The following is a 21,990-nucleotide window of genomic DNA, read 5'->3' as shown; positions in this document are numbered from 1 at the left end:
TTTGATGGTTATTTGTCCAGTGGTTTGAAAGTATGCAACAAGGTTTACTGGCTGCTTTTATGTCAAAAATGTTAACACAAACGAGAGCTTGAGTACGTGTCTTTTATTGGGTTTTATTCATTGTGCGAAGTTGTTTTATCTAATTGATGAATTTTTACTCATATAAAATAGCTATATATCCCATTTGTTTAGGTTAATAATTTGTTGCATCTGTTTTGGAGTGGTGCTAATTTGAGTGGAAATATGAGTGGAACTCATAAAGATTGGTTGGCTCCGTTCGCTGATTAATCACACAAATACACAGGGAGTGACAGCGCATGACAGATGTACCCGCGCTTAATATCAAAGACTTACACAAAACATTTGGCCAAAACGAAGTGCTTAAAGGGATCTCATTAGAAGCCCATAAAGGCGACGTAATCTCGATTATCGGCTCTTCGGGCTCTGGCAAAAGTACTTTCCTTCGTTGTATCAACCTACTAGAAACACCTACCGCCGGTGAAATCTGGGTCAATGGCGAATTGATCGAGATGAAAAACAACCGCAAAGGGGAAGCCGTTCCCTCCAACGAAAAACAAGTTCAACGCATTCGTTCGCGTTTAGCTATGGTGTTTCAAGGATTCAATCTTTGGTCTCACATGACCGTACTTGAGAACGTGATCGAAGCCCCAGTTCATGTATTGGGTGTACCGAAAGCGCAAGCAATTGAAAATGCAGAGCTACTCTTAAAAAAAGTCGGTTTGTATGAGCGCAAAGATTACTACCCCGGGCATCTTTCTGGTGGTCAGCAGCAACGTGCAGCGATAGCACGAGCGCTGGCCGTAGATCCAGAAGTGATGCTGTTTGATGAGCCCACATCGGCTCTCGACCCTGAACTAGTTGGTGAGGTTTTGGGCGTAATGCGTGAGCTAGCGGAAGAGGGGCGTACCATGTTGGTCGTGACTCATGAGATGGCTTTCGCGCGTGACGTATCAAACCACGTAATGTTCTTGCATCAAGGTTTAGTGGAAGAGCAAGGCGATCCTGCCAAGCTATTTTCTAATCCTGAATCAGAACGCTTACAACAATTTATTTCATCAATTTATTAGCCATTCTTTTCTAAGCTAGAAAATGAAGATGGCGCAAACACAACATCTATAAGCAATAAAATCACAGGAGTATGGATATGAAAAAGTGGTTAGTAGTAGCAGCTCTCGCAGCTACAGCCGTGACGGGTATGGCTCAAGCGAAAGAATGGAAAACCGTTCGCTTTGGTATTGAAGGTGCTTACCCTCCGTTCAGCTGGACAGAAGCTGACGGCTCACTAAAAGGCTTCGATGTCGACATGGCAAACGCGCTGTGTAAAGAGATGGAAGTGAAATGTAAGATCGTCCCTCAAGACTGGGATGGCATTATTCCTTCACTACTTGCGCGTAAGTACGATGCGATCATCGCTGCGATGTCTATTACAGAAGAACGTAAAAAGAAAATCGACTTCACGGGCAAATACGCACTGATTCCAAACAAATTCATCGCTAAAAAAGACGCAGGTTTAAACTTCGATAACCTAGACGGCGTGAAGATTGGCGTTCAGCGTGCGACTACCCACGATAAGTACCTAACAGATAACTACGACAAAGTAGAAATCGTTCGTTACGGCTCTTTCGATGAAGCATATCTAGATCTAGCAAGTGGCCGTATCGCAGCTGTATTGGGCGATGCATCAGCACTGGAAGAGGGTGTACTTAACAAAGATGGTGGTGAAGGCTACGAGTTTGTAGGCCCATCACTGACTGATCCTAAGTGGTTCGGTGAAGGTTTTGGTATCGCAGTACGTAAGCAAGACAAAGATCTTACCGCTAAGCTAGATGCTGCAATTCTTTCTCTACGTGAGAAAGGCGTTTACCAAGAAATCGCTGCTAAGTACTTCAACTACGACGTTTACGGCGAATAAGCCCACAACGCATAGATTGCCGATTTGTTCCTAGAAGTCATCGGCAGTCGTCATTGACTGATTGTCGATAGGGCAGTTGCCCTTGCTCTATCGACGATTGAGTTTAGGGATTAGGAACTCACCTATGCTGGATCTTCAAGGATACGAAGCCTCAATATTTAAAGGGGCTCTGGTGACAATCGAAGTTGCCATTCTGTCGCTTTTGCTTGCTATGATGTTAGGTATGCTTGGCGCGCTTGCCAAACTGGCACCTTACCGCTGGGCTCGTGCTATTGCGACCCTCTACACCACCATTATTCGTGGCATCCCTGACTTAGTTCTGATGATGCTGATTTTCTTTGGCGGACAAGTCTTACTTAATAACGGCCTTTACTACATAAACGAATCCATTAATGAGTGGTTCACTTCTAGCGATCCTAGCCATGAGTGGACGGCTTATTTGCCCGACTATATAGAAGTGAGCCCATTTATCGCTGGTGTTCTGACGATCGGCTTCATTTTCGGTGCTTACATGGCTGAGACTTTTCGCGGTGCAATTATGGCCGTTGATAAGGGTGAACTTGAGGCAGCCAAAGCCTACGGGATGAGCTCGACGCTGGCCTTTAGACGCATTCTATTTCCGCAGATGGTGCGCCATGCGCTGCCGGGTTTCGGCAATAACTGGCTAGTACTGCTGAAAACAACTGCGCTAGTCTCGATTATTGGTTTAGAAGATATGGTGCGAGTAAGCTCTTTAGCGGCTGGCTCCACCAAGATGCCATTTACCTTTTATATGGCCGTAGCGATCATTTTCTTATTCTTCACCAGTGTTTCAACTGGCTTACTCAAGCTAGTAGAACGTAAATTCTCAATTCACGCGAGGTAGAGGAATATGGATTTCAGTATCATTATCGACAATCTGCCACTCTATTTCGAAGGTCTATGGACCACAACATGGCTAGTTGGTTTAGCTTTGGTGATTGGTTTAGCAGTCTCGATACCCTTGGCGATAACTCGTAACAGCTCTAACTATTTATTGATGTTACCAAGTTGGGCGTTTATTTACTTTTTCCGTGGCACGCCATTGTTGGTTCAGCTGTATCTGATTTATTACGGAATGAACCAATTTTTCCCAGTGGTTGGAACTTTGTGGGAACACGCTTGGTTCTGTGCGCTGGCAGCTTTTGTATTGAACACATCTGCCTACACCGCCGAAATTATTCGCGGTGCTATTAATGGCTTACCGAAAGGGGAAGTGGAAGCGGCAAAAGCTTATGGTATGAGCAAGGCAAAAACTTATTACCGAATTATCTTACCGAGTGCGTTACGCCGAGCTTTGCCAGCGTACAGTAACGAAGTGATATTCATGTTACACGGCAGTGCCGTAGCAGGTATTGTAACGATTCTTGACTTAACAGGTGCGGCACGATTGGTGAACTCACGCGCTTATGCGCCATTTGAGTCGTTCATCGCTGCGGGTATGTTCTATATGGCGCTTACCTTTATTATTTTGTGGGTGTTTAAAGTCGCTGAGAAACGCTTCTTAGCGTATCTAAGACCATTGAGTTGACCGTTCGATTCAGTAAGTAACTTTCTTATTACGTAAACCTCTAGCTGTAATGGCTAGAGGTTTTTTGTTACATGCCTTTAAACAAGCTTTGCGATGCACGGCTTACCGGTAATTTATGTTGCCCAAGCATGACAAACATTCTTCCGGCAAAATCTTTGCTGACTTTATCTATCGCAGAAACCCGAACCACAGTTGAACGATGGATTTTCCAGAATTGTTCAGGGTCGAGCTGAGTGAGCAACTCTTTAAGTGGAGTACGGATGAGAAACTCCTGCTGATCATTGGTATGAATCGAAACGTATTTTTCTTCGGCTTTAAAAAACAGTACATCATCGACCGAAATAAGGTGAATATCTTCGCCTTTGGAGGCTTTCAACCACGTCAGAAAATCAGATTTAGTCGGGGATGAAAGTTGACTAAGCTGTGCCATTAATGCACTTAAATCAGGGGTTTCAGGCTGAGAAGATTCAGCAAGGCGGCGTTTTATCTTCTCACAACATTCCAATAAGCGGTTTTCGTTGATGGGCTTAAGTAGATAGTCAACCGCATTTTGCTCAAAGGCTTGGATGGCATATTCGTCATAGGCTGTGACAAAGATGATCAACGGCTGATACTCGCTACTCTTAAGCTGCTTGGCGACGCCCATGCCATCAAGCTCTGGCATGCGTATGTCTAAAAACACCACATCCGGTTTGAGTTTGGCAATATGCTCTAACGTTTGCTGGCCATCTTCGCAGGCTGCGAGAATATCAAGGTCAGGCCAAACTTCGCCTAGGCTGCGGTCGAGATGATGACGAAGCAAAGGCTCGTCATCGGCGATAATCGCAGTATATGAACTCATAGTGCACTTGGCTCCTTAGTCATAGGTAATTCGATGGTTACTTTAAACCCACCTTGCTCTGGTTGTTGGATAGACATTTTAGCCTGACTGTCATAAAGGGCGTGCACTCGTTGCTTGATATTGCTTAAACCAACCCCCGAACCTTTAGTCTGGCTGCTTGCCTCTAGGCCTAGGCCGTCATCTTGCACTGTGATGATTAGACGATCTTGGGTGTATTTTTCCACTGAAATAGTAATCGTCCCGCCTTGTTTTTGTGGCTCAATACCATGTTTGATGGCGTTTTCTACCAAGGGCTGAATGAGCATCGGTGGAATGGAGATTTCTCTTAGTTCGGCGGCGATATTAATCTCAAAGTTAAGCCTATGGTCGAGACGGACTTTCTGAATCGCCAAATAGGCCTCGATTAAGCGAATCTCGTTAGCGATGCTAGAGTGTGATTGACGAGAGTTGGCCAGTGAGGTTCGCAAAAGCTCGGTGAGTTTTTCTAACATCATGCGGGCTTTCGCCGAATCTTGCTCCATGAGTGCGCTGATATTGGCAAGGGTATTAAACAAGAAATGCGGTTCTATTTGGCTCTGCATTTGACGCAGTTGGCTGAGGATGAGCGCTTTTTCTTGTTCCGCTTGTTTACGTTTGCTCTCTTCAATAATTCGTTCTGCATGCGCTTGCTTTTCGCGGTTGTGGAAATAGTAGTAACACATACTGGTGAAGATGATGCCAAGCAAAACGACCGGCATCAAACCGTCTAGGCCATCGCCGACAAACTTAGCTAGCCAAATCCATGCGTTTAAAGAGCCAATTACAATGGCACTGACCAAAGAGACCATAATTTCGGCGCGGTGAGACGCGTTAGGCATGGCAGTTTCAAAGATCAGCGAAGAGATCAGAGCACCGTAGCCAAAACCAAGACTCGTAAGGATGTGGACATGCACGGGGCCGCCCCAAACCGCTGAAGTGGTGGCCGCGATAAATAAACAGAAAAACGTGGTAAAGACGAAATTTCGCCAACGGCCTGTGAGTTTAGTGCGTAAGCATGTCATTAGAACTTCCCTTTAAGCGAGAGTGTCAGTGTACGTTTATCATTGATTTGCGCGTAAGCAGATTCGCTATCTCCGGTCAAAAACCGTGCGCTAAATTCCAGTTCTATAGAAGCAGAGCCCGTATCAATCCATTGATAATTCAACCATTGTGTCGCGATGATGCCGCCATCTTGCGGAGAGTACATCAAATCTAGAGTGGGGGTGAAATCGGTGAGCCATTGCCATGAATCGTCAGTTTGCCACTGTGCCCATGCTTGGGTATCCCAACTCCAATGAAGCAATAGAGTGTGTTGAGCGATGTTGCCATGGTTAAGACCTTGCGCGTAAGAGCTTGCCAACGCGCTGGTTTGAGGTGATGTGTTTAACTTGCCTGCTTGATCAATGGCCTGCTCCCATTGCGATGCTGTCCATGCGCGTTGATCATACCAATACTCACCAATTAGGCTGTGACCATGCATGTTGGTGTAGGTGAAGCCTATTAGTCCTTGCCAAGCGTTGCTATGCTCAGTTAATTCTACTGGTTGATAGGGCTGCGAAGCTTGCTGATATTGTAAGTATTGGTTTTGCCAACTGCCTTCAGCGTGTAGCTCCCATTCCTCACCAAATACGGTTACCCAACTTGCGCCTATCAAACCTCGGCGCACGTCGTCATAATATGCTACCCATTGATATTCAGTATCGCCGGAGAATATGTAGCGTCGGATACCCGCTCCCTGTTGTTGGTTTGCTTTGGCAAACGCATTTTCTTCACGGTCAGACCAATGTGAGTTTGTGTAAATAGCGCTCCATTCGCCTAGTTGATCAAAGTAGGAAAGAGCGCCAACTACTGCGCCTTCTTCGACACTTAAACCAATCGGGTTTTGTGCGTACGGTTTGAATAGATCAAGTGGCCTATAGCCATAACCGACGCCCCAATCTACGCGTACTTTTCCAAGAGTGATATCGATGCTCTCATTTCCGAATGCTATTTCACCCTGCCAAGCCAGTTCTCTAACGATAAAATCGGTATGATCATTTTCAAACCAGCCGTCTGCGTGTTCATCAAGGCCATGTTTATAGTCAGCTTCGCTATAGAGCTGCTGGCCATAGAGGGTGAACAAGCCATTCCAGCTTCCTAGGCTGACTTGCGCGTCTAATAGGGCATCAAACTGAGTGGTAGAGTTTGTATCGGCACTAATGAATGCGGAGTCTTTTTGCTTTGAATGCTGAACGGATGTTGCCCAATCCCAATCGACTTGCGGCGAGATGGCTGCTTGAAGCTCACCACCGAACATCGCGAGTGAAATCAGTCCCAAGACTCTCATGGCTATAACTCCGATGTATTGTTGCGCGCGAGAAAGCTAGGGTTGTAATACTTGTCATCCAAGCGCCAAGGCTTAATTGATTGATATTCTATTTCGGTCTTTTTGTTTGGCTGAATAGCATCAAGTAGTGTCATCGCGGTCACCGCTAATTTGTCATCACGAATTCCGCGGGTGAATTGCGCTTGCTTCGCCAGTTTACCGGAGCGCAGATAGAGGTCGGCTTGAATCGGGAAGCCATTATCTTTCTCTAGCCAAAGTACGATGCGTTGGTAGCTCGCGCCTTTTGTGGTCGCGATTAATTCTATGCGTTGCGTGGTGTAACTGACGTCAGCGTAATCGCTTATTGTTTCTTCGGTTTGCCAAGTGCCTTGATAGTCTTGGCTCCATGTTAGGGTGCTGATATCGCCAACGGAGGCATCACCGAGCAATTTCTGCATAGGTGTAATACGAATGGGTCTGCGACTTTTGGGCATTTGTAGCCAAAAGTTATCCTGTAGCATCAGCATCTTTTGCCCAGCCTCAACCGCCGATTTGAACACCACCAAAGACTCGCGATCAGGACGAGAGTAGACGTTGTACTGGCGAGTTTTATCCAGCTGATTGTCTTTGTATAGCCGAACTATCGAAATGATCTGCGCGGAGTCTTGGTCCATTCGATAACTGTCTGCTTGCTCAATTAACACATCGACTTGTTGTTGAGTTAAAGGCGCACTGTTGACTGTCATTGAAAGGGTAAGCGCAATGAATACACCAGCGGTTTGGAGCAGATGTTTTAGGCTAGATAAGCTAGTAAAGTTACACATAAATTAATGCCTCAGTGATGGGTTTGTTTACGCCTTTACGGGCAGAGAAATAGGCCGCAGTTAGGCAAATGGTCAGAACGCCAAATGATGCGAATAGTGCCAGTGGCAGCGAGAAATAAATGGTGAGAGGGTAGCCCTCGGTCATTCCCGGTGGTGGGGGCATTTGCACGTCAAAAATCATCAGCAGCGCAGTTAAACCGAGCGAAGCCAATGTTCCAAGCAAGCTACCAAGCAGCGCCAACAAGCTTGCTTCACTTAAGAATCCATTAATTATTTCTTGCGGGTAGCTGCCTAGTGCAGATAGGGTGCCAATTTCGCGGGTTCGCTCTGTGACCGACATTGTCATGGTGTTAAACAGTGCCACAAATACCACCATGGCCATGATACAACCCATAATGCCGAAGATACGGTCATAAAGATTTTTTACGTTTTGGTAGTAAAACGCGCGCTCATGCCACGGTGTGATTTGAAGCTGCTGGCTATCATCAATCAGCTTAGAGATGTGTTCAGCAATGGTTTGTGTTTGCTCTAGTTCGAACAGAAACACCGAGATAGTGCTGACTTTATCGCTGTTCAATAATGATTGAGCACTATTGATGTGAATATAGAGTTGACGTTTATCAAGCTCTGGGACTCCAGTAGAGTAGATACCGTGCACTTGGAAATCATAAGCATTAAGCGCACCATCGACAGTAGTGGCGAGTAACGTGACCCAGTCACCGATTGATACGTTTAAGTTTCTGGCGAGATCCTTGCCTAGCATGACTTCAGGCGCATTGGCATCGTAACGTGGCGACCGGACGTTGGATAGCGTTTGGCCTTGCTTCACATCGAGAAATGGCCCTTTCATATCAAATTCACGATCGTTAACACCATGCCCCACATAAATGGCTGACTTAGTGCCATTGGAGATCAGTCCGGTAAACTCGATTCCCGGCTGTACCCCACGAACTTGGTCGAATGCCATGATGCGGCGAATGAGCTCGGTTGGTTCATTTAGACCATTGGCCAACGGTGTCTCTTCTTCTTTTTGAAAGTAGCCGGGTGTGGAGATAATTAAATGACCAATATCGCGTGCTGTCGATTCTTTAAGGCTGTCGTAGGTGTATAGGCCAAAGCCACCGGTGCTGGTTAACGCGAAGACCGCGATGGTGATTATTAAGATCGACAGTGAGCTTCGGCGTTGGTTACGGCGTAGGTTTAGCCACGCCAAACGCATGGCGTCAGGGATTAAGAGTGCAGCTAGCTTGCCCATGAGATCACTCCTAAATTTGAGTTGTGTGCATGCAGTTCGCCATCTAATAATTCGATGGTGCGGTTGCAGCGAGAGGCCATGCGTGAGTCATGAGTTGCAATCACAAACGTGGTATTCATCTCGTGTCCTAAGTCACGCATGATGTCGACCACCAGATTTGCGGTTTTACTGTCTAAACTGGCGGTGGGTTCATCTGCAATCACTACGCTAGGGTGATGTACCATTGCTCGCGCGATGGCGACGCGTTGCTGTTGACCGCCGGATAGATTGTCTGGCCGGTGGTGGATGTAGTCTTGTAGGCCAACCATATCGAGCATGCGTGTGGCTTGTGCGATTTGCTGTTTTCTGTCGAGTCCGTTTAGCATCAACGGGTACGCAACGTTTTCAAGTGCGCTCATTACGGGTACAAGGTTGAAACGTTGAAAGATAAAGCCCATTTGCGAGCGACGAATTCGCGCGGCTTGTTTAGGAGCTCGAGGAACTGCTTCGCCATTTAGCGTGACATCGCCTTGGTATTGCATATCCAAAAGGCCAAGAATATTGAGTAGGGTGCTTTTCCCCGAGCCTGACGGCCCACATAACGCGACCATCTCGCCGCTTTGTATCTCACCAGAAACGGATTTAAGCGCCGGGACCGATTGGCTACCTAACTGGTAGTGGCGTTGAATGTGGTTAAACGTAATCATGACGGCCTCCTTAGCTTTGGTCGCTGATTAGCTGCTGCATCGCTTGGGTTTGTTTGTCTTGTGCATCGAGCTTTTCCATTGTGGTTAACCACTGTTTGGCTTGCGGGAGGTCTTGCGCTCTTAGTGCTGCTTCAATGGCGTAGCGATAGATCCAGCTGGTGGCTGAAAAGGGCTGCTGCTCAAATTGGGGCTGTGCGAGTAGAGTGAGGAACATGTCATAGCCGCGATCAAAGTGATTGAATAAGTCGGGTAGAGACGTGTAGGTCGCCGCCGCCATAGCTTGCGCAAGATAGGATTCAGGAATGCCTTGTACCCGTTGCTGCTGGTCTATGGACTCTGGCAGGGTGTCAATCAGGCCAAGTCCTTTTGCGATAGTCGCTAAGCCTTGTTCAGTAAACTTCATTTTATTCCAAGGCAGAAAAGCATCGCGGCCTTGCATGGTTTGAGTGCTACCTAAATAGACTAAGGTCAATGGCTTCGCGCCTTGCTGGTCTATCAATTGGTTTAATTGGCCGTAAACTGTATCGACCATGGTTTCGTCGCCTTCTGCAGCAAGGTTATAGTTGCTTAATACCTCTGGTGTTGGGTTTGCAAGTAGCGGAGTGCTTACAAGGCTTGCGCTGATTAATGCTGCCGATAGAAGAGTTTTAACTGTGTTCATCGCTCGAATCCTTAAGACAATGTATTGGGTAAGTGATGTCAGAATAAGGAAGAGATGAGTAGGGTGCTGACCAATGAGACAAATGGTCAAATTCGGAGATAAACGGTTAAACCCAAGGATGAACTGCGTGGGAAGGATTTATCGAGCCAAAACAACCAAACAGCATAAGCGTGAGTTGCTCGCATTGGTTGATATGTAGTTAAGTAATTAAGTAGATAAGTAGGAATAACGCCAAAGCGGACTTTGGCGTTATTCAATTATACTCGGTTATCGCCACTACTGAATGCGATCACTTGGCTGATATGGGTCAGGCTTCGGCCACTTTCTTGCTGCCAATGAGCAAAGGCTTGGTTGCAAGCTTGCAGTGACTTTTTGGTATCTCTGCCACCTTCAATAATTTTGTAACTGCGTAGATATGCTTCGACATCAGAAGAGAGAATAAAAGTGTCTACCCCCATTTGGCGTAGGGCGTAAGGGCCAGTGTTTCCGCCTAAACGTTTACCGTGTTTTTTCATGTACAGCCACAAATCTGTAATGCTTTCTTTAGGCCAGTTGGCAACCATGTTGCCGAATGAACCGTGCTCGATACTGGCTTCATGAATCATTCGTGCGTTGTCTGCAATCGACATCACCTTGGTTAGATGACGAATGATGCGCTTATCGGTAGCTTTGGTTTCCCATTGTTCGTCAGACAGCATAAGCAGTGGCTCAACCTTGAAGCCAAAAAACAGTTCTTCAAAATTTGGCCATTTATTGCGCACCACTTTCCAAGATATGCCCGATTGGAACACTTTCATTGAAAACGCAGATAACCAACGGTCATTGGGGATAGATTGAATTTCGCTTTGGCTCAAAGAAGGAGAGAGCAACAGTTCTAGTTGATCTTCGCCTCCTTTACGTTCAGCGGCTCTTTGATAGATGTCTGCAAACTTTTCTAAATGCATCATAGCTGCCTTTATAATGAGAGTTGATTACGTCCTAAAAACAGTAAAGCCAGAGCTCAGCTCTGGCTTTCAAGGGATTATAGCGTCAGTAAGTAGTTAACCAGTTGGTTATACTCATCAAAGCTTTTTATTTGGTTTGCGACCACGATGTATTTATCGTTGACCACAATTGCTGGTACGCCTCGTAAGGTGCTTTTGTTGAATTTCTGGTCATACTTTTTCAGTTTCATTTCTACTGCTTTGCTATTGTAGGCCAGGTCAAATGCAGTGCTACTGATACCATTGTCGCTAAATACTTGACGCAGCTCTTGCTCGTTCATTGGTGGCTGACGTTTAATGTGGATCTGTTCAAACATAGCTGGAACCATACGTTCTTCTACCTGCAGTTCAGCCATGGTTGCGTAAGCTTTTACCATCGGCTTTGCCATCTCTCCGCCCATAAAGCCGACGTGCACTTTTTCAAACGTGACCTCTGGGTCAAGCGTTGGTTTTAAATTCTTTACAATCGATTCAAAACGAAAACAGTGTGGACAATAGAACGAGAAATACTCGGTTACCGTCGGTGTTTTCGATTTAGGGCCTTTGATTGTGGTGTAGTAGGTGCCTTCTTCAAATTGTGTCGCACTTGCGCCAAATGAAATGAGTAATGCAGTGAATGCTGTGATCAGTTTTTTCATGGGAATTCCTAATGTTGTATTCCTAGTTATAGGTTTGATAAGTAATAACAAGTTAAGTTAGGAATACCCTTTTGGAGGGCGTTTTAGTGCTTGAGGTCGAGAAATGGTTTTGCCAATCGGTTCACGACCAATCAGCGCAAGAGTTGATGGTGCAACTTGCCAGCAGAATGAGACTGGCTCACTAGGCAGTTTGGTAATGCAGACTGATGAGCAGCCTTGATGGCTAACTTCACGTTTGTGCTCCGGTGCATCGGGGCATTCAGTACTGCTGCTTAGATGGGGAGTATGTTGCTCAGGCATTAGCGGTAAAGGCTCAGCCGGACTTGCTTGCACAGTAGAAGTCGCACTCAACCATAACAGGCTGAATGCGCAAAACAGTGCAATCAATAAACGGCGTTGTTCCTTAAGCATTCATGCTTCCTTGACCCTATCTAGTGCAAAGTATTACAAATATGAAGCTGTCCAAATAGACAGCCTCCATTGCTATTGGTTCACCAATGTTAAACCACTTGGCAGTGCATCACCAAACACACGTTTCGATTCTGATTCAGAAAGCGCTTTGACTTCACTAACCAGTGCTAGCCATGTTTCTGGAACTTTGTTTTTCTTAAGATTTTCAATCACTTGTTCGCGGAAGTGGTCAGAAATATCAAACAGCCGATCTCCGGTTTTACGACAGATCATGACCGCGGCAAAGGCAATCATTGGCTCTTTTTGCCAGTTTTGTTCCAGCAGTTTCGGTAGCCATTGCTCGGCTTGCTCACGCGATACCACATTATGTTGACTGCCATAAAGCGGGGTACGAGAGGCCAAACGACCGACGGCCCACCAGTGTGCTTGCTGGAATTGACTATGGTTTATTGCTTTACTTAAGAACCATGAGCTAAGCAGAACTTTATCCTCAACATCTAGGTGTTCAAGTGAGGCGGCAAGGCGAACCATGGATTCATAGCCTTGCTCCTGCGCGGCTTTCATCGACTGTGGGTTCTTCATCGCTCCCGGATGCAGGTATTTCGCAATATCCGCTAAGATGGTCTCTTGCTGATCTTGATTTAAACCACCTGCCACGCGGCGCCAGAACACCCACCAATCGGTCCAACCTTGGTGGTTTTTAAACTGGATGCCCTGTTGGTAAAGTGACCATACTTGCTCCATGCGCCAGCTATCGGTGGCATCACCAAAGCCCGGACGCATAGCGAAGCCCGCAAGACGTAGCCAGTTTTTCTCGTGTGCTTCAGAGCGGCGACGACGCTTACGACCAGTAGCAAAGCTATCAAAAATTTGGCGAAGGGTAGCAAAATCCCATTCATCACGTTTACCAAGCTTACGCTCAAGTTCTTTGGCGAGGGTTTTGATCTCTTTGCCATCGGCGCTTTTCTTGTTACCGCTGTATATACGCGCGATGAGTTCTCTACAGTGATTTAGATTTGGATGCTGCTGTTGCTCAGATTCTTCATCTGCTTTTTGATTGCGAACTTCGAATTCTAGCGCCCAACGTTGATTATCATCTTCAACGCTGACACATTCCATTTTTAGAGTGCCGACTTCAGTTAATTGGCAAGCAAGCTGCACTTCTACGCGTTCTTTCTGGTTAGCTTGCAGCTCAACGCCTTGGCCTTCTAAGGTTGAAATGTATGGTGGAAGCGGCGCAAATAGGTCGGGGTCGATATCCGCCATTACACCGTTTTGAATCGCAAGGTTATTACTGAGCGAATCGTGAGTGGAGGTCAGCAGGTTGAATCGCACTGGCTCACCCAGTGTCAGCGAGAAGCGGCGTCCACTAAGGCGAATTTCTTGGCCTTCTTCTGTGCCTTTGGCTAATAAGCATAGGGCTTTACCGAGTTTGTTTTTCTCGGGTAAATGCAAAAAGTAAGAGCGAGCAGCACCACCGCCAATTTTAAGCTGCGCACCGCGGCGAGCTTTACCAAAGGCCACTGCACCGAGTGCAACCGACCAATCAGGGTGCGGGTTATCAAGCACAGTAACCGGAGCACCGCGCCAATTGCCAAGTAAACTGGTTACACGTTCGGTGACTAATTCACTGTTGAATACGCCTCCGTTGAGCAACAAGCCTACAGGAACCGCTGCGCCTTGTGCAGCATCAGTACCGAGCGCAGCATGGCTAACTTGTTGATGCTGAGTTAAGAACTCGGCAATGTGTTTACTAACCGCAGGATCGGCCACATAAGGCAAGCCAAATTCGACGACCGCGCTGCGGCGCTTATCTGGTAGCTGATCAAACTGGCTGAGAGGGAAGAAACCATCAAGCGCAATTTGGTGTACTTCTTGTCTACTTAAATCAATGCTCTTAGTACCGCCGAGTAGCTTTGAACCGCTGCCAAGCATCGTGATTTTTACTTGCTCAGGCGCGTTGGCTGAAAGCAGGTTTTCTTTCGCTTTGCGAGTTTGTTGAATCAGCTTAGTTAAGCTAGCTGCATTAAGTTTTTTGCTTTGATTGAAACGCTGCTCCGCAAGGTGAGCGAGCGCAAGGTCAAGGTTATCACCACCAAGCATTAGGTGCTCACCTACGCCGATACGATCGAGAGATAACTCTTGCTCTGCATGGCTGTCTTGCTGATTAAATTTCGCCTCAATCAAACTTAAGTCGGTAGTACCACCGCCTACGTCAGCCACTAAAATTAGCGGCAATTGCTGTAACTCTTCAGCGGCGGTTTGCTGGTGGCGTGCGTACCAGTCGTAGCAGACCGCTTGTGGCTCTTCAAGTAATACAATTTTATGCAGGCCCGCGAGCTCTGCTGCTTCTAGAGTGAGCTTTCTTGCTGTCTCATCGAATGATGCAGGGACAGTAACAACTACTTCTTGGTCTTCAAGTTTGTTACTTGGGTTACGGTAGTTCCACGCTTGGCGAATGTGATTCAGGTAGCTAGCACTGGCAATAACAGGTGAGACTTTCTCTACGTCACTCGCGCCCGCCCACGGTAAAATCTCAGAGTGGCGATCAACCGCTTGGTGTGAGAGCCAGCTCTTGGCGCTGGAGACTTGTCGGCCTTCGACTTTCGCGCCAAGCTCTCGTGCCCATTCGCCAATGATCACTTGGTCAATATCACCCGCGACAAGCGTCGGTTGCCAAGGGAGCGTAAGATCCGATGGTGCGATTTGGCCTTGAGCAGGGTGGTAGCGGAAAGAGGGCAGTAATGGCTTACGAACGACTTCGCCCGGGCCAATTAGCTGGTCTATATCGAATAGGTTAACTTGGGAGTGTTGCAGATCGTCGGTAATTTCACAGAATGCGACGACAGTGTTTGTCGTACCTAAATCGATACCAACGAGAAAACGAGGAGATGCCATACAAACCTCTGCTTTGGTCAATAGACCAATACCTAAAAGAAAGGCACCCATAGGTTGGGTGCCATTGGCTTAATTATGCTTGCTCGACGTCGCTTTTTGAATCTTCACGAACGTCAAATTCAACATGCCATTTTTGGCCGTTGTCGGCCGCGATAGCTTCTAAGTAAAGCGTGCCTAGCTCAGTCACTCGTGACGCGAGCGTTACTGGAACGACTTCACCTTGCTTACGACCTTCAGAAACCGGAAGTGTTACTTGAATTTCAGGTAGCTCTTCAAGCTCTTCTGGTGCCCAGTGATCTAGGTGTGTGCCTGCTTCATCTTCACGGCGAACCGTTGAGCCAAAGAATTGGAAGTGAACCGGCTCACCGATAACCAAACCAAACTCTTGGCTAGGAACAACAACACTTGAACCTTCTTCCATACCAAATGGCGCAACACATAGTGCTTCAAGTGGTGGTGCCATACCCGGAATCGCCGGCATCGCACTTTCGATACCTACATAGTAGCTAGACGCGATACCGCCGCGAATACGAACGCCTTGGCCGCGACGCACTGCGCCGTAGTAAGATGCGCCGCTTGCTACAGCAAGGTCTAAGTCAACACCTGTTAGGCGTTTAGGTAACTCAGCATCTGCTTCAATTAGCCATTCGCCGATGGTCTCTTCAAGACGGTTAGCTAGAAGTCCAGATTTCAGCACACCGCCGTTAAATAGAATTGCGGTTGGTTTGATGAAGTCAGCGCTTGAAGTAGATTCCGAATCTGGCATGCCCGGCATATTTGCAAATGGATTGAAGTCTTGCGCAGGCGCAGACTCTTCACCAGCAAGGGCATTCGCTTGCTTAGTTAGGAAAGTGGCGATATGGCGTGTGATGCCAGCATCTTGCGCGTAAGGTAAGCCCATTTGCGTTAGTGCGCCACGTGCTTTTTGCACTGGGTGCTCGCTAACCGTAACTTTAGGGAAGAAGCCATCAACCAAAGTTTGCTGAACTTCTTGCTGAGTCAGTTCAGTTTTCAGCGTTGCGCCCAGTAGTTTTGAACCACGGCTTGGCACTACGATTGGCACTGATTGCAGCTCGCTATCGTTTAGTAGCGCTTCTTTGGCATCACGACATGCGTGCGTCATGGCCTGAACTTGCCAAGGTTGAAGCTCTTTACCTTCTTGAGCAAGCTTCATCTTTAGACGATACGCTAGCGCTAAATCCATGTTGTCACCGCCAAGTAGGATGTGCTCACCTACAGCGATACGGTTAAGAGTGAGGTTGCCATCATCTTCGGTTACTTCAACCAAAGAAAGGTCGGTAGTACCACCACCGATATCAACGACCAAAACGATGTCGCCGACATTGACTTCATCACGCCATTTATCGTTGCTGTTGTCGATCCAGTTGTACAGTGCCGCTTGAGGTTCTTCTAGCAAGGTTAAGTGTGCTAGACCGACGTTTCGAGCTGCTTCTGCGGTAAGATCGCGTGCGGCTGGGTCAAATGATGCAGGAACGGTAATCGTTACGTCTTGTTCGATTAGGTCATGCTCTGGATGAGTATGATTCCAAGCTTGTTTAAGATGTTCTAGGTAAAGCTCAGTCGCTCGAAGTGGTGAAACTTTCTCAACTTCTTCTGGGCTACCTGTTGGCAAAAATGCATCACGACGGTTTACGCCGCCGTGGCAAAGCCAAGATTTCGCACTTGCGATCAAACGAATAGGTGTTTTAGAACCAAGGTTACGCGCAATGGCACCAACCAGTGCGGTTGGCTCTGTAGACCACGGCAATACGCGCGAGGCTGGGTTCATCTCATGTTCGTGAGGTTGATATAGGAACGAGCCAAGTTGGCTGCGAGTTTCTACTGTGCCTGGCGCGGTAAGCTGCGCGATTGGCATAACTTCAACCTGTGCGTTTTCATCTGTCGTATCTAGGTAAGACAGAACGCAGTGTGTGGTACCTAAGTCGATACCAACACTAAATTTTGCTTGTTGCATGGTGTTCTCTTTGGTGCTTAATTTTGCTGCTGGAGTGCTGTATTACAGCTCTACTTCAGCAGGAGCAATAACAGATGCATCGTAATTCTCTGCCAGTTTTGGCAAGGTCATGTCGGTTGCTTTCCAACCTTTGTGCACAAGTGTGCCATTGAATGGCGCTTGGCCTGTTACGTTGCCTGTTAGGCGAATTTCTTGCGGATTGAAGCCTTCAGCCACAGTGATGCGTGTTTCTTCGTCTTCTTCACGGATGTGGCTAAGCGTTACGTAGTCGCTTAGTATTTTTTGACCGCCAGTGTGAATTACACGTGCTGCTGCGCCCACTTCTTCATCAGAGAATGACGTTAGGTCTTCTTTTAGGAAGTCGATTAAGCGCGCTTCTTGCTGCATGATAGACAGTAACTGCATTGCTGAATCGGTAGAAGCGGTCGCTAGTTTTGATTCTACTTCGACAACTTTTTCGATGACTTTTTCTACTTCTACAACCTTCTCAACTTCGACGATCTTCTCGACAGGCTTTTCAACCTCAACGATTTTCTCTACTGGTTTTTCAACCACTTTTTCGATCACTTTAGATTTGCGTGAAACAGCAACTAGAAGCAGCAAAACACTAGAAGCGGTTAAGCCAGCGTGCAGCATATCGAATGTTTGAGGAATCAGTTGTAAATCGACAATCATAGCGAATCTCTTAAATTAGGTTAGATATCAAGGGATGTCCCTTGCTCATTGCTCTATAAATAAGGGCGAATGTTAACATATTCAAGGCCTCGCGCCCGTATAAAAGCAGCGTAAACCAGTATAGTCGGTGTTATTTGGTTTGTTTTTAGCCGTTTGTTACGGCTGTTTTTTGGTCGCGGATGTCAGTAAAGCTGAAATCCGATCAATTCCTCGCCAGTTACGCCGTTGGCAACCGCAATGCTCAGGGCTACTCTTGAGATTGGAGTGTGAAATACGTTAAGATTTTGCGCTTCGATTTATTCTAAATCCCTAAGACAACAGGTAAGCAATGAACCATAACCGTATCGTATGTTTTGATCTTGAAATGTGTTGCTGGAACCAAGATGGTGTCGGCACCACAGGTGAGATCATTGAAATCGGCCTAGCCGAGATTGATTTGGTGCAAGGTGAGATTGTCAAACGCGCTCAATACTACGTTAAGCCCGAACAGGATGAAGTCTCTTTGTTTTGTAGCCAATTGACGGGAATTACTCCGCGTAAAATTGAGAAGCAAGGTCGTCCGCTGGAACAAGTGATTAAATCGATGATCAAAAACTTCGGTGGTAGCAATAAAATCTATGCAGCTTGGGGACGTGACGACTTAATCCTTGCTCAAGAGTGTGCGGATAAAAACATCGAAATGCCATTTAAAGAGTACATCAATCTAGCGACTTTATACAGAATTCAAAACCGTTTAAAAGACAAGCGAATTGGCCATAAAGCGGCCCAAGAAGAAAAAGGGATTGAGTGGGAAGGTCGTCAACATTCTGGCTATGTAGACGCCTATAATTTGGCTAAATTGGCCTTGATTCTATTATAAAATATTGTTAAATTTATTAATTGCTTGTCGTGATTTTGCATTTCTCATCACATTGTGATTTGACTCAAATACATTATCTTGTGCTTCTTTTTCTGCTTTACCCTAAGCGGCTCCTATCTCACCATGAAACGGCATATCAATAATAACAAGGATGTCGTTTATGAACTTGCTTGCGAATACTTCTGTTCGAATTCGCTTAATTGCGAGCACTATATTTCCTATTTTCGTTATCGCGATTTTAGCCACTTTAGCCGTGACTGAACTCGGCAAAGCCAACCGCGGCGCACAAACCATTTATCAAGACCGTGTTGTTCCCCTTAAAGGGTTAAAAGTCATTGCGGATGAGTTTGCAGTATTAATTATTGATACGGTAAATAAAGCTAATGCAGGTTTGGTTGATCGCGACCAAGCTATCAACGATGTTGAATACGCCATTAAGGATATCTCCGATCAATGGCAAGTGTATATGGCCACCGAGCTGACCCCAGAAGAAGCCCAATTAGCCCAGCAAGCGGAGAAGCTGTTTGTACCAGCCAAAGCCGAGCTTGCCAACCTAATTACTTATTTGAAATCACTAGAATCTGGCAATATCGAAGGTCAATTAGGTCGCTTTGATGGCCCTTTGTATCGCGTGGTTGACCCTATTAGCTCGAAAATCACAGAATTGGTTGATTTGCAGTTACAGGTGGCGGAGCAAGAGTACAATCAGATCAACACTATTTACGCGAACTCTCTAAAAATCATGTTGTTTGTTGGCCTAATAGCAGCAGTCTTCTTGCTTATTATCAATACCAGTAATTTTGTTGTGATTCGCCAAGCGTTAGAACGTCTACAAAAAGCAATGTTTGGTGTCTCTGAGCAGATGGATCTCACCATTAAAGCACAGGAAAATGGCCCTAAAGAGCTGGCCGATATTTCTAAAGCGTTTAATGAGATGATCGGCAACATTAATCAGCTTGTTTTAAAAATGCATGATATGTCAGGTGAACTGGCGCAAAGCTCAGAACAAATGAAGCAAATCAGCCAACAAGCGAGCCAGCAGGTTGTGCATCAATCAAGTGAGATTGACCAAGTAGCGACTGCAATGGAAGAGATGGTATGTGCTTCGCGTGAAGTGACAGAAAGTGCTAACAAAGCAGATCACTCTGTACGTGAAACAATGACGCAAGCGTCATCTGGTCGAGAGATTGTAGAGGTTACGGTGCATGCTTCAACCGAACTTGTGCAGCAAATTAACCATGTAACTGAGCAAGTACTGGCTGTTGAAGTCGAAACCGATGGTATTGGTTCCGTAATCGATGTAATTAACGGCATTGCCGAGCAAACTAACTTGCTAGCGCTTAATGCTGCGATTGAAGCGGCGCGTGCGGGTGAGCAAGGGCGCGGCTTTGCTGTGGTTGCCGATGAGGTGAGAACATTAGCCTCTAGAACGCAAAGCTCTATTTCAGAAATTCAAAGTGCGATTGAAAGGCTGCAAACAGGCATGAAATCAGCGGTGACAGAAACACAATCGAGCCAAGAGTTTGCGATGTCAACAGGTGAAAAAGTTGGTGGAACTGGTGAGGTGCTGCAATCCATCGTCGGCTCTGTAGAGCAAATCAATGACATGAACACTGTGATTGTCTCAGCGTGTGAAGAGCAGCAACAAGTGTCAGAAGAGATCAACCGTTCGCTCTCTGGCATTAGCCAATCGACCCAGCAAAGCAAGCGCGGGGCAGAGCAATTGGCTGAGTCGAGTTTGTCTGTCTCGGATTTGTCTAAGAGCTTAAGCGCGATGGTAGCGCAGTTTAGAATATCACGTTGAGCGGTGAATTATAGAATGTAACTTTAAGGACAGCTCTTTAGCTGTCCTTTTAACTGAATGACCGCATTATTGTTCAAGTAGTTTTAGCTTGGCAGTTACAGGGAGATGGTCACTGCGGTTTGCCCAACTTGCTTTGTCTTGTTGAGGAATTGACACGTACATAACTTGCCACTTTTGCGCGTTTGACGTGAGTATGTGGCCTATGCCGATGATTGGGTTATCTGTTGGCCAAGTACGGATGTCTAAATTGTTTTTCTCGACTAGATTCCAGTATTTCGATAGCTTAAACATAGATTCATCACTTGGTACTGCATTGAAATCCCCGCAAGCCCGCAAGAATGACGATTCTAGAGCTAATATTCTTAAAGAGTGAGTCACTGTTTCCGAGAACATAGTTGTTAATGGCATAACGTTCTTCGACGCGTAATTTAGGATCTGCATACCAGTCGTAATGTGCGACTAAAAATAGGATAGGGCTGTCAAACGAAGGTACTTTTATCTTAGCAACGTAAAGTACCCCGTAGTTCATCTCCTGATGGAATTTGAATCGCCTCTGTTCGTAAGATAGGGTATTTAGACATAACCGCTACGCCATATTCACCGCCATCAAAATTAATCGTTTTAGCAAACTTGCCTTGAAGATTGGTTTTTTCCTTTAATAACGCTAGTTGATCAATGTTTCCGCTGCGCTTGGTATTTTTGTCGATTTCTATGATCGCTGTGATGCGGAGTTTAATGTTTTGATGCCCTGTGCTATGTCATTTAAGGCACCTACACGGGCTGCTGCAATATTATAAGTAGAGACGGTTATTTGAGGATGGTTTTGCGTATATAGATCTCATACTGAAATAAGTGCTTCAATTTGCATTGCAATAGCCAAAGTTTAGTTGCTCGTTTCTAGCTCCATTTTTGGGGAGAAGGTTAAGAGACTGTCATTGCGATTGGGAAACAGTAATACTTAAATCACATGGCGGTCAGTTTAATGTATACTGGTTGGCTAAATTAATGGTCAGAAAGCCTAGTTGCGAAGTAAAGGAACCACTTGAAAAAATATATCATTATATTATTACTCTGTTTACTTAAATCCAATGTTGTTTCTGCAAATGGATTTGGTTTTGAACTCACCCCAATACCCGCAAGTAAGTTTGAGTACTTTTTAAAGCTCAAAAAATCTTATTCTCAGCCATTGCTTAATGAAATTGATGATCTAAACAAAGTTCTTGAACTGAATCCTGAACGCTTAGCTCTAAAGGGAGAACTACTCGTTATAAACAATGAAACTAATGAACAGTTGGCGCAAATAGACTTAATGTACAATGGTTTTATTGCATACTATCCAGATGACAGGGTTCTTTACTTTGAAGGGGGGCATAACTCAGACGTTGTTATTTCTTTAGATAGCGGATTAGAGCTTGAAGAAGTTCCTAAGAATAGGATTTATTCACCGAATGCAGGCTATAGAATTAGTTCATATTATAACGGGCAGGCGCCGTCATCGCTCATTCAAAAGAATACAAATGGAATATGGCAGTCTGTATCCCATTTAACCGAGAGTAAATTGCCATATTCATTTTTTATGATTGACCGTTTTAACTGGATCTCTGAGACAGAATTCATATTTGTCAATTTTGAAGGTAAGTTTTATTTAGGTGAAATAATTAGAAAGTGAGTTTTG

The 21,990-nt window shown here is 45.8% G+C and carries 21 protein-coding genes; 7 read left to right on the top strand and 14 right to left on the bottom strand.

Annotation, left to right across the window (positions count from 1 at the left end):
• Window positions 1-317: 317 nt before the first annotated feature.
• The 4 genes from MU515_RS01990 (at window position 318) to MU515_RS01975 (ending at window position 3,482) form a co-directional block, all read left to right on the top strand.
• Window positions 318-1,088 (top strand): ABC transporter ATP-binding protein, encoded by a 771-nt coding sequence (locus tag MU515_RS01990; protein ID WP_260258698.1) that lies wholly within the window; start codon window positions 318-320, stop codon window positions 1,086-1,088.
• 77 nt (window positions 1,089-1,165) lie between these two features.
• Window positions 1,166-1,933: an ABC transporter substrate-binding protein gene (locus MU515_RS01985; protein ID WP_260258697.1), complete on the top strand. Its 768-nt coding sequence runs from the start codon at window positions 1,166-1,168 to the stop codon at window positions 1,931-1,933.
• Between the two features lie 124 nt (window positions 1,934-2,057).
• A complete protein-coding gene (locus tag MU515_RS01980; RefSeq protein ID WP_260258696.1) occupies window positions 2,058-2,798 on the top strand; it encodes an ABC transporter permease in 741 nt (246 codons plus the stop codon).
• Window positions 2,799-2,804: 6 nt separating this feature from the next.
• The gene (locus tag MU515_RS01975; protein WP_260258695.1) at window positions 2,805-3,482 is read left to right on the top strand and encodes an ABC transporter permease; all 678 of its coding nucleotides are present in this window, start codon (window positions 2,805-2,807) and stop codon (window positions 3,480-3,482) included.
• 67 nt (window positions 3,483-3,549) lie between these two features.
• Here MU515_RS01975 and MU515_RS01970 read toward each other — a convergent pair whose 3' ends face one another.
• The 13 genes from MU515_RS01970 to MU515_RS01910 all read right to left on the bottom strand — a co-directional run bounded on the left by MU515_RS01970 (window position 3,550) and on the right by MU515_RS01910 (window position 17,652).
• Window positions 3,550-4,323, bottom strand: a complete 774-nt coding sequence (locus MU515_RS01970; protein ID WP_260258694.1) for a LytR/AlgR family response regulator transcription factor — start codon at window positions 4,321-4,323, stop codon at window positions 3,550-3,552.
• On the bottom strand, window positions 4,320-5,363 hold the full coding sequence (locus tag MU515_RS01965; RefSeq protein ID WP_260258693.1) for a sensor histidine kinase: 1,044 nt from the start codon (window positions 5,361-5,363) through the stop codon (window positions 4,320-4,322). Before MU515_RS01965 ends, MU515_RS01970 begins: the two co-directional genes overlap by 4 nt.
• Window positions 5,363-6,667, bottom strand: a complete 1,305-nt coding sequence (locus MU515_RS01960) for a hypothetical protein (protein ID WP_260258692.1) — start codon at window positions 6,665-6,667, stop codon at window positions 5,363-5,365. Before MU515_RS01960 ends, MU515_RS01965 begins: the two co-directional genes overlap by 1 nt.
• 2 nt (window positions 6,668-6,669) lie before the next feature.
• A complete protein-coding gene (locus tag MU515_RS01955) occupies window positions 6,670-7,470 on the bottom strand; it encodes an outer membrane lipoprotein-sorting protein (RefSeq protein WP_260258691.1) in 801 nt (266 codons plus the stop codon).
• Window positions 7,463-8,725: an ABC transporter permease gene (locus MU515_RS01950; protein WP_260258690.1), complete on the bottom strand. Its 1,263-nt coding sequence runs from the start codon at window positions 8,723-8,725 to the stop codon at window positions 7,463-7,465. The genes MU515_RS01955 and MU515_RS01950 overlap by 8 nt, the downstream gene beginning before the upstream one ends.
• Window positions 8,713-9,411 (bottom strand): ABC transporter ATP-binding protein, encoded by a 699-nt coding sequence (locus MU515_RS01945; RefSeq protein ID WP_260258689.1) that lies wholly within the window; start codon window positions 9,409-9,411, stop codon window positions 8,713-8,715. Before MU515_RS01945 ends, MU515_RS01950 begins: the two co-directional genes overlap by 13 nt.
• Before the next feature lie 10 nt (window positions 9,412-9,421).
• Window positions 9,422-10,072 carry a hypothetical protein gene (locus MU515_RS01940; protein ID WP_260258687.1) on the bottom strand — a complete coding sequence of 217 codons (651 nt, stop codon included), beginning with the start codon at window positions 10,070-10,072 and terminating at the stop codon, window positions 9,422-9,424.
• A gap of 257 nt (window positions 10,073-10,329) precedes the next feature.
• On the bottom strand, window positions 10,330-11,016 hold the full coding sequence (locus MU515_RS01935; RefSeq protein ID WP_260259166.1) for a DNA-3-methyladenine glycosylase I: 687 nt from the start codon (window positions 11,014-11,016) through the stop codon (window positions 10,330-10,332).
• Window positions 11,017-11,093: 77 nt separating this feature from the next.
• Window positions 11,094-11,693 carry a thiol:disulfide interchange protein DsbA/DsbL gene (locus MU515_RS01930; RefSeq protein ID WP_260258686.1) on the bottom strand — a complete coding sequence of 200 codons (600 nt, stop codon included), beginning with the start codon at window positions 11,691-11,693 and terminating at the stop codon, window positions 11,094-11,096.
• 57 nt (window positions 11,694-11,750) lie between these two features.
• Window positions 11,751-12,104 (bottom strand): hypothetical protein, encoded by a 354-nt coding sequence (locus MU515_RS01925; RefSeq protein ID WP_260258685.1) that lies wholly within the window; start codon window positions 12,102-12,104, stop codon window positions 11,751-11,753.
• 72 nt (window positions 12,105-12,176) lie between these two features.
• A complete protein-coding gene (locus MU515_RS01920; RefSeq protein ID WP_260259165.1) occupies window positions 12,177-15,002 on the bottom strand; it encodes an Hsp70 family protein in 2,826 nt (941 codons plus the stop codon).
• Window positions 15,003-15,075: 73 nt separating this feature from the next.
• Window positions 15,076-16,977 carry an Hsp70 family protein gene (locus MU515_RS01915; protein WP_260258684.1) on the bottom strand — a complete coding sequence of 634 codons (1,902 nt, stop codon included), beginning with the start codon at window positions 16,975-16,977 and terminating at the stop codon, window positions 15,076-15,078.
• Between the two features lie 42 nt (window positions 16,978-17,019).
• Entirely contained in the window at window positions 17,020-17,652 is a 633-nt protein-coding gene (locus MU515_RS01910; RefSeq protein ID WP_260258681.1) for a DUF2760 domain-containing protein, read from the bottom strand.
• A 328-nt stretch (window positions 17,653-17,980) separates the two neighbouring features.
• On the opposite strand from MU515_RS01910, the gene MU515_RS01905 reads away from it, so the two are divergent.
• Both MU515_RS01905 and MU515_RS01900 read left to right on the top strand, forming a co-directional pair.
• Complete coding sequence (locus MU515_RS01905; protein WP_260258679.1) at window positions 17,981-18,511, top strand: 3'-5' exonuclease; 531 nt, start codon at window positions 17,981-17,983, stop codon at window positions 18,509-18,511.
• Window positions 18,512-18,671: 160 nt separating this feature from the next.
• The gene (locus MU515_RS01900) at window positions 18,672-20,315 is read left to right on the top strand and encodes a methyl-accepting chemotaxis protein (RefSeq protein WP_260258678.1); all 1,644 of its coding nucleotides are present in this window, start codon (window positions 18,672-18,674) and stop codon (window positions 20,313-20,315) included.
• A 66-nt stretch (window positions 20,316-20,381) separates the two neighbouring features.
• Here the strand turns inward: MU515_RS01900 and MU515_RS01895 are convergent, their stop codons facing one another.
• Window positions 20,382-20,723, bottom strand: coding sequence for an endonuclease/exonuclease/phosphatase family protein (locus tag MU515_RS01895; RefSeq protein ID WP_260258677.1), 342 nt, complete (start codon window positions 20,721-20,723; stop codon window positions 20,382-20,384).
• Between the two features lie 634 nt (window positions 20,724-21,357).
• Between MU515_RS01895 and MU515_RS01890 the strand changes: the two genes are divergently transcribed.
• Window positions 21,358-21,984, top strand: a complete 627-nt coding sequence (locus MU515_RS01890; RefSeq protein ID WP_260258676.1) for a hypothetical protein — start codon at window positions 21,358-21,360, stop codon at window positions 21,982-21,984.
• The last annotated feature ends 6 nt before the right edge of the window (window positions 21,985-21,990 follow it).

The sequence above is a fragment of the Vibrio intestinalis genome (assembly GCF_025195085.2).
Lineage (GTDB): Bacteria > Pseudomonadota > Gammaproteobacteria > Enterobacterales > Vibrionaceae > Vibrio > Vibrio intestinalis.
Note: the sequence above shows the minus strand (reverse complement) of the source record. Positions and strands in the feature narration are given on the sequence as shown.

Bases quoted from the DNA above. Each gene is read 5' to 3' on its own strand.
- MU515_RS01945 (WP_260258689.1), bottom strand. From the start codon at position 9,411: ATGATTACGTTTAACCACATTCAACGCCACTACCAGTTAGGTAGCCAA.
- MU515_RS01915 (WP_260258684.1), bottom strand. From the start codon at position 16,977: ATGCAACAAGCAAAATTTAGTGTTGGTATCGACTTAGGTACCACACAC.
- MU515_RS01975 (WP_260258695.1), top strand. From the start codon at position 2,805: ATGGATTTCAGTATCATTATCGACAATCTGCCACTCTATTTCGAAGGT.
- MU515_RS01970 (WP_260258694.1), bottom strand. From the start codon at position 4,323: ATGAGTTCATATACTGCGATTATCGCCGATGACGAGCCTTTGCTTCGT.
- MU515_RS01910 (WP_260258681.1), bottom strand. From the start codon at position 17,652: ATGATTGTCGATTTACAACTGATTCCTCAAACATTCGATATGCTGCAC.
- MU515_RS01920 (WP_260259165.1), bottom strand. From the start codon at position 15,002: ATGGCATCTCCTCGTTTTCTCGTTGGTATCGATTTAGGTACGACAAAC.
- MU515_RS01955 (WP_260258691.1), bottom strand. From the start codon at position 7,470: ATGTGTAACTTTACTAGCTTATCTAGCCTAAAACATCTGCTCCAAACC.
- MU515_RS01935 (WP_260259166.1), bottom strand. From the start codon at position 11,016: ATGCATTTAGAAAAGTTTGCAGACATCTATCAAAGAGCCGCTGAACGT.
- MU515_RS01985 (WP_260258697.1), top strand. From the start codon at position 1,166: ATGAAAAAGTGGTTAGTAGTAGCAGCTCTCGCAGCTACAGCCGTGACG.
- MU515_RS01930 (WP_260258686.1), bottom strand. From the start codon at position 11,693: ATGAAAAAACTGATCACAGCATTCACTGCATTACTCATTTCATTTGGC.
- MU515_RS01950 (WP_260258690.1), bottom strand. From the start codon at position 8,725: ATGGGCAAGCTAGCTGCACTCTTAATCCCTGACGCCATGCGTTTGGCG.
- MU515_RS01960 (WP_260258692.1), bottom strand. From the start codon at position 6,667: ATGAGAGTCTTGGGACTGATTTCACTCGCGATGTTCGGTGGTGAGCTT.
- MU515_RS01990 (WP_260258698.1), top strand. From the start codon at position 318: ATGACAGATGTACCCGCGCTTAATATCAAAGACTTACACAAAACATTT.
- MU515_RS01980 (WP_260258696.1), top strand. From the start codon at position 2,058: ATGCTGGATCTTCAAGGATACGAAGCCTCAATATTTAAAGGGGCTCTG.
- MU515_RS01965 (WP_260258693.1), bottom strand. From the start codon at position 5,363: ATGACATGCTTACGCACTAAACTCACAGGCCGTTGGCGAAATTTCGTC.
- MU515_RS01940 (WP_260258687.1), bottom strand. From the start codon at position 10,072: ATGAACACAGTTAAAACTCTTCTATCGGCAGCATTAATCAGCGCAAGC.
- MU515_RS01905 (WP_260258679.1), top strand. From the start codon at position 17,981: ATGAACCATAACCGTATCGTATGTTTTGATCTTGAAATGTGTTGCTGG.
- MU515_RS01925 (WP_260258685.1), bottom strand. From the start codon at position 12,104: ATGCTTAAGGAACAACGCCGTTTATTGATTGCACTGTTTTGCGCATTC.
- MU515_RS01900 (WP_260258678.1), top strand. From the start codon at position 18,672: ATGAACTTGCTTGCGAATACTTCTGTTCGAATTCGCTTAATTGCGAGC.
- MU515_RS01895 (WP_260258677.1), bottom strand. From the start codon at position 20,723: ATGCCATTAACAACTATGTTCTCGGAAACAGTGACTCACTCTTTAAGA.